At 51.0% G+C, this 12,586-nt stretch carries 10 protein-coding genes; 9 read left to right on the top strand and 1 reads right to left on the bottom strand.

What is annotated here, in order from left to right:
• Nucleotides 1-255: 255 nt before the first annotated feature.
• Complete coding sequence (locus tag FHS19_RS29305; RefSeq protein ID WP_183585912.1) at nt 256-1,218, bottom strand: NAD(P)-dependent alcohol dehydrogenase; 963 nt, start codon at nt 1,216-1,218, stop codon at nt 256-258.
• A gap of 106 nt (nt 1,219-1,324) precedes the next feature.
• On the opposite strand from FHS19_RS29305, the gene FHS19_RS29300 reads away from it, so the two are divergent.
• The 9 genes from FHS19_RS29300 (at nt 1,325) to FHS19_RS29260 (ending at nt 12,504) form a co-directional block, all read left to right on the top strand.
• A complete protein-coding gene (locus FHS19_RS29300; RefSeq protein ID WP_183585910.1) occupies nt 1,325-1,897 on the top strand; it encodes a Crp/Fnr family transcriptional regulator in 573 nt (190 codons plus the stop codon).
• Between the two features lie 240 nt (nt 1,898-2,137).
• A complete protein-coding gene (locus FHS19_RS29295; protein ID WP_183585908.1) occupies nt 2,138-3,040 on the top strand; it encodes an AraC family transcriptional regulator in 903 nt (300 codons plus the stop codon).
• A gap of 303 nt (nt 3,041-3,343) precedes the next feature.
• Nucleotides 3,344-4,405 carry a substrate-binding domain-containing protein gene (locus FHS19_RS29290; protein ID WP_183585906.1) on the top strand — a complete coding sequence of 354 codons (1,062 nt, stop codon included), beginning with the start codon at nt 3,344-3,346 and terminating at the stop codon, nt 4,403-4,405.
• 118 nt (nt 4,406-4,523) lie between these two features.
• Entirely contained in the window at nt 4,524-6,881 is a 2,358-nt protein-coding gene (locus FHS19_RS29285; protein ID WP_183586309.1) for a helix-turn-helix domain-containing protein, read from the top strand.
• 186 nt (nt 6,882-7,067) lie between these two features.
• The gene (locus FHS19_RS29280) at nt 7,068-8,597 is read left to right on the top strand and encodes an extracellular solute-binding protein (protein WP_183585904.1); all 1,530 of its coding nucleotides are present in this window, start codon (nt 7,068-7,070) and stop codon (nt 8,595-8,597) included.
• Nucleotides 8,598-8,674: 77 nt separating this feature from the next.
• Complete coding sequence (locus FHS19_RS29275) at nt 8,675-9,646, top strand: ABC transporter permease (RefSeq protein ID WP_183585897.1); 972 nt, start codon at nt 8,675-8,677, stop codon at nt 9,644-9,646.
• A 14-nt stretch (nt 9,647-9,660) separates the two neighbouring features.
• Nucleotides 9,661-10,545, top strand: a complete 885-nt coding sequence (locus FHS19_RS29270) for a carbohydrate ABC transporter permease (RefSeq protein WP_183585895.1) — start codon at nt 9,661-9,663, stop codon at nt 10,543-10,545.
• A gap of 14 nt (nt 10,546-10,559) precedes the next feature.
• The gene (locus tag FHS19_RS29265) at nt 10,560-11,489 is read left to right on the top strand and encodes an N-acetylneuraminate lyase (RefSeq protein WP_183585893.1); all 930 of its coding nucleotides are present in this window, start codon (nt 10,560-10,562) and stop codon (nt 11,487-11,489) included.
• The gene (locus FHS19_RS29260; RefSeq protein WP_183585891.1) at nt 11,473-12,504 is read left to right on the top strand and encodes a sialidase family protein; all 1,032 of its coding nucleotides are present in this window, start codon (nt 11,473-11,475) and stop codon (nt 12,502-12,504) included. The genes FHS19_RS29265 and FHS19_RS29260 overlap by 17 nt, the downstream gene beginning before the upstream one ends.
• Nucleotides 12,505-12,586: the final 82 nt, after the last annotated feature.

The following is a 12,586-nucleotide window of genomic DNA, read 5'->3' as shown; positions in this document are numbered from 1 at the left end:
AGATACGGCGGCGCGATATGGTGATGTACCGCCGTTTCTTCGTGAACCGAAACAGTCAAACAGGTGCAATCCGGTATATTTCCGTTGATTCATCAATATTGATAATGATTCGGATTCAATTCAAGTATTGAATTAACGGGTACGATAGTTTAAAGAAAGAGCCATCCCGCAAAGGATGGCACTAAAACTTGCCGTTTCAGGTAGCGCGGAGAACCGTACCATAAGTAACGGTAAGTTAAAGGGTAAAGGTTGGCTTTAGAACTGAATGATCACGTTACCTTTTTTACGTTCGGTCTCTACATAATTGTGGGCATCCGGCAGACGTTCTAAAGGATATCGACGATCGATTACGGCGCTTAGTGTTCCATTGTTGGCGAGTTCCATGAGAAATGTCAAATTCGCTTTGTTCTGCATAAGCCCCGCTGCTGCAAAAACAGCCCTTTTGCCTTTAAACAGAGATGTCCGAATCATCTGAAAGAGGATCGACAACCTGGGTGTGGTTGTCAGATATATTCCCTTAGCCGTAAGCACGCGCTTGCATGCCGAGAAAGTGCGTTTGCCCACAGCATCAAAAACGATATCATAGGCTTTGTCCGCCTTCGTGAAATCTTCCCGGGTATAATCTATGACGAAGTCTGCCCCTGCTTTTCTTACTATACTTTCGTTGCCGCCAGAACAAACACCGGTTACTTCAGCGCCATAGTATTTAGCCAACTGCACAGCGTAGATACCGACGGCCCCTGAGGCGCCATTAATCAGAACTTTCTGTCCCTTCCGCAGTTTTGCCTGATCTCTTAGGAACGTCAATGCGGTGGCACCCCCATCACAGACACCAACGGCTTCTTCATAGGTGATGTTGTCCGGTATAACCGCAAGGGGGCTTTCTTCGGAAAGACACTTATATTCAGCATAAGCTCCGAAGTTTTTGGCGCTCATGCCCAAAACACGATCCCCCGCTTTAAAATGCTTCACCTCTTTGCCGACAGCTTCGACCTCTCCGGCTAATTCGGTTCCTCCAATTGCAAATTTCGGTCTGGACAGTCCGTATAGCAATTTAATCATAAACGGGTCGCCCTTGCGAAAAGCGCAGTCAGAAGGCCCAACTTTGGCAGCATGGACCCGTATAAGAATTTCCTTGTTTCCGGGCGACGGTGTCGCGATTTCTTGCAGAACAACTACTTCCGGTGAACCATACGAGATCTGAACCATGGCTCTCATGGGTTTTCCCCTCCTAAAGGCAATATCATTTGTAACGGGCATTTACAAGTGGCTCCCCCATGTTAGAAAATAGATGGGGAAAGAACGGAAGACAAGGAGACAAATAATGAAAGACATTCTATACAAATACATGTCGAGATGGACTTCTCTTAACGAGGAAGATCAGCAAATTATAGTGAACGAAATTCGTATAGAGGAATTTACAAAAGGAACCGTTCTTTTCAGACAAGGAGTTATCCCTACAGCATGCTATTTCATCTTGGAAGGCTGCGTAAGGCAGTATTCGATCAATGAAGATGGAAGAGAGGTCACGTCCAATTTTTACACCGAAGAGCAAGCCATCGCGATTTTCAATCATCACAAACCAGATAAGTCTTCCGATTACACGTTCGTGTGCGCAGAAGATTCGGTCATGGTCGTTGGCGATCTGGATCTGGAAAAGGACATGTACCACAAACACCCTCAATTGGAATCAATGACCCGCAGGATGATGGAGCAGAACTTTAGTCAGGTCCAAGAGGAATTCGCTGCTTTTATCGCTTCTTCGCCTGAAGAACGCGTCAAGACACTTCTCATGAAGCGCCCCTCTCTTATCGACCGGGTACCTCAACATCAACTGGCTAGCTATCTGGGCATCACCCCCGAGTCGCTAAGCCGAATTAAGAAGAGAATCCAGTAAGCTCTTAACTGGTTCGAACACCCTAATTGTAACCAGGGGGATGCTACCTTGCATTGACTTAAGTCAATAGACGAGTCTGGATATACAGAAAGGGCACCCTCCCAGGTGCCCTTTAAACTTACCGTTATAGTTAGCGCGGTAGGCTTATCACTGGTAACGCCAGATATTTATTGTGCAACTCGAATCAAATATGCGAAGATCGCCGGTGCTATGATCGAAGGGAAAGGAGGGAGAACTTCCATGTACGAATGGAACGAAATGGTCCAGCTTATGGTGGATTGGATCGAAGCCAATATAACGGAGAGTTCGTCTTTATTGAAGATGTCGGAGCAGTTAGGCTATTCCCCTTATTATTGTTCCAGGCAGTTCAACCAATTGACCGGGATCACATTACGGGATTACGTCTGGACTCGAAGAATCAGTCGTGCCGCCTTGGAGCTCCGCGACACGGACCAACGGATTCTGGATATTGCCTTAAAGTACGGGTTCTCTTCACAAGAGGCGTTTACACGTGCGTTCAACAAAGCTTTTCAGCTCACCCCCGCAGCCTACCAAAAAGCTCCCCGACCTATTAAGTTGGCTATTCGTCAGGAAGTATTCTCCCCTTACCATTATTTGATCAAGGAGCGGGATAAGATGAGCAAGGTGCATTTGCAACCAGCGGAGATCAAAGTCGAGTTTATTCCGGCACACAAATTTATCGGGATTTGGGACCTTTCCGCAGCAAACTATGGGGACTTCTGGGAAAACGGACATTCTTGTGACGAGATCAGCGGCACGCTGGAGAGTATGTCCAATCACACCCTCCCAGGGCAACTGGGTCAGACGGCGGGATGGTTTTACCAAAATGGTCAAAAAGGGTACTTATATGGAATCCCCGTCTCACTGGAGTACGACGGGCCCGTTCCGGAAGGGATGGAATGCAGGGAAATTCCGGAATCGGAATATTTGGTCTTTTTTCACCCGCCTTTCGATTACCTGAAGGATAATGACGCTGTGATGACAATCGTTGAAGAAGTGGCATGGAACTTCGACCCCAAAGGCATGGGTTACGAATGGGATGAAGCGATCAAACAGGACTACCAACGGCATTACCCAGAGGGATATGGTTATGCTGTGCTGCGGCCGGTAAAAAAGGTATAGCCGATTATGGAATAACGTAAGACCCCTTATGAAAGGGGTCTTTTTGTATGAAATAGATTAGTGACTCATTAGCTATTTATTAATTCCACGACGTTCAAAAAGGACAAATTTCGTCGTTAGGCATGTGAATGGTTCAGCTGAACGGACGAACATTATAAACGAAAATAGGAGCTGCGGCAGGTTCGTGGCTTTTTTTTATTTTCATTTTAACCCTCCGGAAGAAAAGGATGGAAACAGCCGGAAGTCCGGGTTATAATCGGTATGCATGATCAATATCTGTCATACAGATTTACGGAGGAACCGATGACTACGACGCCGCTTCGCTATCTAGAAATTAAGAAACGACTGATCCGCCTCATCGCGGAAATGAAGCCGCATGACCGCATTCCTTCAAGGAACGTGCTTGCCGATACGTTCCAAGCCGCCCGAACGACGGTCGAGAGGGCGATCTCTGAAATGATCGGGGAAGGTTATTTATATTCGCGGGACGGAAGCGGCACCTATGTCGCCGAAGCGACCACGGCTTTGGACGGGGAAGACGGCGTGGAAATTAAAAGCTGGGGACTGCTGATTCCGGACATCCAGCATTACAATTATCCGGATATCGCGCGGGGCGTCGGCGACGTCGCAAACGAGCATGAAATGAATCTCATCATCTGCAATACAGATGATGAATATGCGAAACAGTCCAGACATATCGATCGGATGATTGCAAGCAAGGTGAAAGGGCTGATTGTCGTGCCGGCCATTTTCGGCAAGGCGGATTTGACGCCATTTTATCGGCTTCAGGAAGCTGGGATCCCCTTCGTATTCTGCCAGAGGACGATTGAAGACATCGCCGCGCCGAGAGTCATCGCAAATCAATTTTTCGCTGGATATTTGGCCGCGAAGCATTTGATCGATGCTGGAAGACGAATGATCGGCTATATCTCAAGGCCGCTGTATTCGATTTCTTCCGATCGGTACATGGGTTACCTAAGCGCGCTTAACGAAGCGGGCCTGCCGGCCCGAAGGGACCTGGTCGCCTTCGAGACCGCCTTCGAGTCGGAGGAAGAAGGCTATGCAAGCGCGCTCCGTATGCTGGACGGCAGCGATAAACCGGATGCGTTTTTCTGCTTCAATGACAGAATCGCCAGAGGCGTTTACATCGCCGCGGCGGAAAAGGGACTCGCCGTCGGCCGGGACCTGGCGATCGTAGGCTGCGACAATACGGAAATTTGTTTATCGCTACCGGTAAAATTGACCTCCGTCAGTTTCCAGACCTACAAAATGGGCAAACTGGCCGCCGAAGCGCTACTGGATTCGGATAGCGGAGGCATACAGGTTCTGCAGCCGGAGCTCATCATCAGGGATAGCTCGATGTAGCTCCGCCGCGGCCGTTTCTTAGGCGGAAAGAGTGGCCGCGGCTTTAAGGTTACTTTTCCACTCTATGTTGTAAGCGTTTACAATGTCGTGAATCGTTGGGGGGTTGATCAAATTGGAGATGGGAATCGGAAAACGCGGCTGGATGCACGGGCTGCGGCGGAAATCATTTTATATCAAGCTCGTCATGACGACGGCGTTGATCGCCATCGTCCCGAGTCTACTGTCCGATGTTTTCGCGCTCGTTAAAGTCTCGTCCACCTTCAGGCAAGAGACGGGGGCGAACAAGCTGCAATATCTGGATCAGACCGTGAACGCGCTGGAAATGATTTTGAACCGGATCAAAGAAAACTCCAATCTGTTGGCGATGAATCCGTCGATCCAGGAATTCGAACAGTTTCCGAACAGCCGCTATTATGAGGACGCCCAGGGTCCCTTTAAGCAGAAAGATTTGCCGGCGCTGTACAGTTATCTGGAAGCAAAAGAACGGATGCTCCTGACGATCAATTCTTTTCGCTTAACCAATCCGTTTGTTGATTCCGTTTACTTCTACGACGGCGGCAAAAACCTGATTCTGACTTCGGAAAACGAGGGGAGCAATCGGCAATTCGCGAAAGATGATTTCTACGACCAAGGCTGGTACGGGACGCTTGACCGCATGAAACTTACCGCGGATTTTATGGATACCCGCGCAGCCAAACAGTATTCCGGCGAGAAAGATCTGCTGACCATCGTCTATCGCACGAATAATGATAAGAACGCATTCATCGTCAATCTGAACGCCTCAATGATCTATAACGATATTCTGAACAAGCTCAATCGGAATGACGATATCTATGTCGTTTCTTCCACGGGCAGCGTCTTGTTCCATTCCGCGTCTAGCAGCCTTCATCGGCCGATCGGTCAAATCGTGCCGGGGAGCGCTGAAATCGTCGGTACGTCTGGCTCCTACCAGACAGAAATGGGGGGCGGCGACAAACTGGTCAGTTATTCCGTATCTCCGCTGCTCGGCTGGACTTTTATTAATATTTCAGATATGGAAGCCTTATCGAAAGGGACCTCTTCCATCAAGCAAATGATCTTCCTCTCCGCCCTTCTTCTTGTCCTCATCACGCTTACGCTCGTTTATTTTTCTTCAAGAAGCCTGTACCGTCCGATCTCTCTGCTGAAGGAAATGATCGGAAGCGATCCGGATAAGAAGTCGGCTCCGCTCGACGAGATTGGCTCGATTGGGCAATACGTTCGGTCCGCGTTAGACGAGCGGGATTATTACAAAGAGAAGCTCGGGGAAAGTCTTCCTTTCCAGCGGGAGCGGTTCAAGTTATCGCTGCTTCGGCAGCATCGGATGACCTTGGACGAAATCGCCGTCAACCAAGCTTATCTTGGGATCGAGCTCGACCTGGAACATTTGGCGGTGATTGTATTCCAATGGAATCTTCCCCCTGGCGGCGGAGACGAGGCCGAGCAGTCGATCGCCAAAGATCTCCTCAAGCTCCGCTTCATGGAGATGGCCGAGCTGTGGCTGGAGAGCCAGCCAAGCGGAATGGCGGTGGAAGCCGACAAAGAGGTGATCGCGATTGTCGTCAATAAGTCCGGCATGAACCGGCAGGATGCGTTCCGGCTCGGACAGGAGCTGATCGAGTATTTGGAGGAGTCGCTGCATATACGGGTTACGGCCGGAATCGGAAGGGTATGCCGCACCGCCTTCGAGCTGCCGGTTGCCTTCGAGGAGGCACTGGAGGCGTTGAAATACCGGATCCTGTACGGGGACGGAGAGCTGATCTCCATTGAGGATGTAAGGATCGACAGTGGAAGCGTCTACGTCTACCCGAAGCAGCTGGAGGAGAAACTGATCAGCCAGTTCAAGACGGCGAGAACCGGCGAAGCCCTCCAGACATTCGACCTGATCGCGAAAGAAGTAAACGCCAGCAGAGGCATGCTTCATTACAACCAGATCCAGCCTTTGTTCATGCAGCTGCTGACTGCGATTATGAACGCTTACCACGAGCTTGGAGCAGACACGGGGAGCGTGTCGGGCGACGGGCGCAATCTTTACCGGGAGCTGTTGGAGCTGGAATCGATGGATCAAATCCGCGTCTGGTTCCATGAGCTTATCCCAGTGGCCGCCGGCCGCATCGAGCGGGAGCTGAACGCGAAAGGGCATCATCATATCTCACGCGTCATTGCGATGATGGAGCTGGACTATGCAAGCGATTTGTCGCTTAACCTGGCCGCGGAGCGGCTTAATCTCAATCCCGCGTATATCAGCCGTTTATTCAAACAAATCACGGGTCAGCCGTTCGTTGATTACTTAAAACAGATCCGAATCGAAAAAAGCAAGGAGCTGCTGAAGAGCGGCAACATGAAAATCGGCGATATCGGAAAGCGGGTCGGCTACAGCAACTCCCACTATTTCATAAAGGTATTCAAAGATTCGATCGGCATCACACCCGGCGAATACAAAAAATTATACGGATAAAAGGAACCTGGCATCCTCTGTTCTCCTGCGACACGCCTAATCGCAGCAGGAAGGCGGATATTGATTTTTTGACATATCAAAATCGCGGTACGGATGTCAAAAGGCTGATATTTAAAACGCTTACAGTCAGGTTTATGCTGTTGATGACCCGGAGTCCCCGGGATCAATCGCAAAGGAGGAAACGGTATGTTCGGAAAAAAAGCGGGGGCTGTCACTGCCGCTCTGCTGACTGCCGTCGCATTGACAGCATGTTCAGGGGGGAACGGCAATAATCCCGCGCCTACGGCAACGGAAAGCGGAGGCCCAACGAAGGAACTGCCTAAAATCTACATTTATCAGAATACAGGCGCGCTGAATCAGAAGCCGGAGGGCAGCGTACCTGAAAAGCTGGAAGAAATGAAGCAGCATTACATGGATACGTTGGGCATCGAGCCGATCGCTATCGTGCCGCCTACCGGCTCGGCAGAAGAGAAGCTGAACCTGATGCTGGGCTCGAGCGATGAAGTGGATACCTTTCAGGGCAATTGGGACGATTACGCCTCGAAGGGAGCCATCATTCCGCTTAACGATTTGCTCGATCAATACGGCCAGGATATCAAGAAAGCATGGCCGGAGGAAGCTTGGGAGTATATGACGGACAAGGACGGAAAAATCTGGGGCATCCCCCGCGGCGAGCCTTCCGTTCATTATCCGATCTGGGTCCGTTCCGACTGGTTAAAAAAGCTGAATCTCGAAATGCCCCAAAATCTAGAGGAACTGGAAGCCGTGATGAAGGCATTCAAGGAACAGGATCCGGATGGTAACGGCAAGGACGATACCATCCCGATGATGACGGACCTCAACGGGATCAAAAATGCGCTCATGGGCGGATTTCTGCAGGACGGCAACAGCAATTGGATCGATCCCGCGGACAACAAACTGAAGCCGGCGGAGCTGGCTCCGGGATTTAAGGATTTCATGGCGACAATGGCCGATTGGTACCAGAAGGGCTATATCTACAAAGAATCCTTCTCCAAATTCGATCCGCTCGAGCTGTTGAAAACGAACCGGGTCGGGATGTCATCCATGTGGTATTCCCGGATCACGCTTCTGTTCCCTCAGATTAAGCCGTCGCTCCCGGAAGGCGCAGAATACGAAATTATCCGCGGCATCGAAGGGCCAAAAGGGAAGCTGATGACCGCAAGCCCGGGCAGCACCGCTTCGATGGTCATTACGAAAAAAGCGAAGCATCCGGATGCCGTCATGAAGTTTATTAACCATCAATACCAGGATATTCCGACAAATTCGCTGACGGCGGCATTCGGTAAGGATTGGAGGTACACGGGCGACAACAAGTTCGATATCGAATTGACGACTCCGGATATTACGTACGCCGGCGAATATATGGTATCGCTCGGCACGGCGACGGAGCTGAAATACGCCTTCAACGATCCAGTGAAAAAAATGCATGCCGATTATTTGACGAAGGAAGCGCTGAATCTCGAGGTCGCCAAAATGCCTATCGACTCTACGATCATCTACGATAAAGATGCGCTTGCGGAGAATATTCCGACGAACAGCGACATTGACCGGCTGAGGAGCGAGGAACTGGTCAAATTCGTGACCGGGGCTAGGCCGATTAGTGAGTTCGACGGCTACATCGAGCAGCTGTATCAGGCCGGACTCGATCAGTGGATCGAGGAGTATACGAGACAGTACAACGAGAAGAAGAAATGATCGTTTTGGCGGAGGACGAACTTTCTAAGTGAGTGAAGCACAGGAGTTCCGCCGAAACCGAAGGAAGGGAATGGGCAATGGAAGCGTTGAATGCAGAAGTTTCCGAATCGCCCGCCGAATTACGCGCCGTCGGGAGGAGGCGGTTATGGCCGGCGATCAAAATGCACCGGTTCTACTATTTACTGATTCTGCCGGGAATCTTGTATTTTCTCGTTTTCGACTATATTCCGATGTTCGGCATCATCATCGCCTTCAAGGACATCTCTCCGTTCCAAGGTGTAGACGCCATCCTGACGGGTGAATGGGTCGGGCTTAAACATTTCGAGAGGTTCTGGAACTCCTATTATTTCTGGAACGTGATGCAAAACACGCTGCTCATCAGCGGGTACAAGCTCATATTCGGGTTTCCGGCATCGATTCTGCTTGCGTTATTGCTTAACGAATTGCGTAACGCGGCGTTCAAACGGATCGTTCAAACGATCTCCTATTTACCGCATTTTATTTCCACCGTCGTCGTGGCCGGTCTTGTCATGATGCTGCTCTCGACCGATGGCGGCCTGATCAATAACCTGATCGTCGCTTTTGGGGGAGAATCCTATCATTTCCTGGGAAGCCCGGGTTATTTCCGCAGTATTCTCGTCATATCCCATGTGTGGCAGACGATAGGATGGGGGAGCATTTTATATTTGGCAGCAATGTCGGGGATTGATCCCGGATTGTACGAAGCGGCGAGAATGGACGGCGCGAACCGTTTCCGCCAGGCTTGGCATATTACGCTTCCCGGTATAGCGCCGGTTATTGCGATCATGCTGATATTGTCGATAGGGGGCTTGCTGAGCGCAGGGTTCGAGAGTGTGCTGCTTCTGTATTCCCCCTCCGTCTATGGAGTGGCGGATATTATCGACACCTATGTGTACAGGGAAGGCTTGACCAATTTAAATTATTCCTTCGCGACGGCCGTCGGTTTGTTTAAAAACGTACTGGCTATGGTTCTGATTCTCGGCGCGAATTACGTGTCCAAGAAAATGAACCAGTCCGGCATCTGGTAGGAGGTGTCCATCCTTTGGGTTTACGGAAAGCATCCGCATCCGAACGAGTATTTGAGGTCTTTAATATTGTGGCGCTTACTCTCCTTTCCCTGGCATTTCTCGTTCCGTTCCTGGCAATCCTGTCCACGTCATTCGTCAGCACTGAGGAATCGATGCGGAGAGGAGCCTTTATCCTCATCCCCGAGAAGCTTGACTTCGGAGCTTACGATATGCTTCTGAACCGCGGGATGATTATTTTCAATGCCTATAAGGTGACTTTGTTCCGTGTTACCGTCGGGACTTTCCTGAACCTGCTGTTTACCGCCACCTTGGCTTACGGGCTTGCGCGGAGGACGCTTCCGGGAAGGAACGCCATTGTATCGTTCATCTTTCTTACGATGATTTTCTCGGGCGGCCTTATTCCGAGCTACATGCTGATCGACAAGCTTGGGCTCAAGGATTCGCTTTGGGTGCTTGTCGTACCCGGTCTGATCAGCGCCTGGAATTTGTTCATCATGAGAAACTTCTTTCAGGCGCTGCCAGAGGAGCTGGAGGAATCAGCGATTATTGACGGGGCAGGGCCGGCCCGGATATTATGGTCAATTGTCGTGCCGCTTTCCATGCCCGCGATCGCGACGATCGGGCTGTTCTACGCTGTAGGCCACTGGAATGAATGGTTTGGCGCATCGATCTATATTAACGATCAGAGTAAACTGCCCATTCAGGTCATCATGCGCAATATTTTGCTGACGGGAGTCATTCAGGATGAGACGCAAGTCGAATATATCCGGGATCCTCCGCCGGCAGCTGCACTTAAATCCGCGGTGATCATCATCAGCACGCTGCCGATCTTGTTTGTTTACCCGTTTATTCAAAAATACTTCGTGAAAGGCATCATGGTCGGCTCAATTAAAGGCTAAAGGAGCGTAATAAGATGGACCGAAATCGATTCAAAGGAATATTCACAGCACTAGTTACTCCGATGGACGAGGAGCTCGAGGTGGACCCCGATTCGCTGGCCCGGCTTGTCGAGCATCAGACCGCCTGCGGCATTCATGGCTTTTATGTCGGCGGCAGCACGGGGGAAGGCTTCATTCTTACGTCTGAGGAGCGGAGGAAGGTACTGGAGACTGTCGTCGAAGCGGTCAAAGGCCGCGCCGTCGTCATTTCGCATGTCGGCTCTGTCAGCACGATGGAAAGCATGAGCCTGGCGCGTCATGCGGAAGAAACCGGGGCAGACGCCATCTCTGCCGTCGTTCCTTTCTATTATAAAGTCGGCTTGCAAGAAATCCAGGAGCATTACACTTCGATTATGTCGGCATCGCGCCTGCCCATGATCGTTTATCATTATCCAGGTGCAACCGGCGTTCAGCTATCCCTCGATTTCTATGAGGAGATGGCGCGGAACCCGCAGTGTCTCGGAGTCAAATTCACCTCAATGAACTTATTCGAGATGCAGCAGATCCGGAGCCGGTGCGGGGACGACTTCCTGATCTGGAACGGCCATGACGAAGTACTGGCCGGAGGATTGCTGCTCGGGGCGGACGGCGCAATCGGCAGTACGTTTAATATGATGCCGGATCCGTTCCTCCGGATGTACGAGGTGAAAGCGGCTGGCAATTGGGATACCGTTCGGGAGCTGCAAGTGAAGACGAACGCCGTGATCGCCCATATGCTGGATTACGACGTTATTCCGTACGAGAAGCGGATGCTTTACTTGCAAGGCATCATCGCTAATCCCGCGGCCCGTCAGCCGCTGAAACGGTTTAGCGCGGAACAGCAGGCGGAAATCGACCATTTTTATGCAATATCAGACATCTTAAGTGTAGAAAAGGGGAGAAAAGTCTATGATCCAAAAATTTAAAATCAGCCGCGATGATACCTGGTATGAGGCTTGGCCCGATGTTGTCCTGACAAGAGGAGGCAAGCTGATCTGCGTCTTTACCCAAACGACCCATCACGGCGACCGTTCCGCTTCACGGCTTGTATTGATCGAAAGCATGGACCGGGGGAGAACCTGGACGAATAAGCGGGCGTTAACCGAGACGACGAGCGGCAGGCCTTATTGGAACTGCGCCCGGATATCCCGGCTGAGCGGAGGACGTCTCGCGATCGTTGCGGATCGGATCTCCGGGGCCAAAGAAACCAATGCAAGGAATTATTTATGGTTCGCAGACGATGAAGGAACGGAATGGTCCGGACCGATCGAAACGCCGCTGGAAGGGATCGTGCCGGATAAGCTGTGTGAGCTGCCCAGCGGACGATGGCTGCTTTCGGCTCACGACCGGAACGGCCAGTGGCTCCGCTATTCGGACAACGAAGGTAAAGATTGGTCGGAGCCGGTGCTCGTAGCCTCGCAGGAGGGCTTGAAGCTGTGCGAAGTCAGCATCCTTCCGCTGCAGGACGGCACGCTAGTCGCTTTCCTGCGCGAAAATTCAGGCGAAGGATGGGATTGCTATAAAACAATCTCCCGCGACTCTGGAGAAAGCTGGAGCGAGCTGTACCGAACCCCTCTGCCGGGTTGTCACCGCCCCGTAGCCGGACTGCTCCAAAGCGGAACTGTGCTGATTACATACCGGTTTATGCAAGGCGGCAAAGGCTGGCTTGGCAAATGGACGCAAAATTTTTTCGCAGCGATAACGGATCAGGAGTCGGCTGCCGCGGAGAATCGGAAAGATCAATGGACTCGTATCATGCCGGTCGACTACGACCGCAGTCCGGTGTCCGATCTCGGTTATTCGGGCTGGGTGCAATTCGAGGACGGAGAAATTTATGTCGTTAATTATATCGTCGATGATGCCCCGAAAGGGCAAATCCGCGGCTACAGCTTCCGGGAGAACGATTTCCTGCTCGAACCGGCTGCTGCGCCTGGGGAATAATCGCACAATCACGGCGAATTACATGATTCTTCATATGACCTAAAAAATATTCCTAGGGACATTGCTCCAACAATTTCCTCAC

It is taken from the genome of Paenibacillus rhizosphaerae (assembly GCF_014192015.1).
In the GTDB taxonomy this organism is placed as follows: Bacteria; Bacillota; Bacilli; order Paenibacillales; family Paenibacillaceae; genus Paenibacillus_AQ; species Paenibacillus_AQ rhizosphaerae.
This window is presented reverse-complemented; position numbering and strand designations above follow the sequence as displayed.

Excerpts from the sequence above, each read along its gene's own strand:
- FHS19_RS29305 (WP_183585912.1), bottom strand. The coding sequence starts at position 1,218 with ATGAGAGCCATGGTTCAGATCTCGTATGGTTCACCGGAAGTAGTTGTT.
- FHS19_RS29300 (WP_183585910.1), top strand. The coding sequence starts at position 1,325 with ATGAAAGACATTCTATACAAATACATGTCGAGATGGACTTCTCTTAAC.
- FHS19_RS29295 (WP_183585908.1), top strand. The coding sequence starts at position 2,138 with ATGTACGAATGGAACGAAATGGTCCAGCTTATGGTGGATTGGATCGAA.
- FHS19_RS29290 (WP_183585906.1), top strand. The coding sequence starts at position 3,344 with ATGACTACGACGCCGCTTCGCTATCTAGAAATTAAGAAACGACTGATC.
- FHS19_RS29285 (WP_183586309.1), top strand. The coding sequence starts at position 4,524 with ATGGGAATCGGAAAACGCGGCTGGATGCACGGGCTGCGGCGGAAATCA.
- FHS19_RS29280 (WP_183585904.1), top strand. The coding sequence starts at position 7,068 with ATGTTCGGAAAAAAAGCGGGGGCTGTCACTGCCGCTCTGCTGACTGCC.
- FHS19_RS29275 (WP_183585897.1), top strand. The coding sequence starts at position 8,675 with ATGGAAGCGTTGAATGCAGAAGTTTCCGAATCGCCCGCCGAATTACGC.
- FHS19_RS29265 (WP_183585893.1), top strand. The coding sequence starts at position 10,560 with ATGGACCGAAATCGATTCAAAGGAATATTCACAGCACTAGTTACTCCG.
- FHS19_RS29260 (WP_183585891.1), top strand. The coding sequence starts at position 11,473 with ATGATCCAAAAATTTAAAATCAGCCGCGATGATACCTGGTATGAGGCT.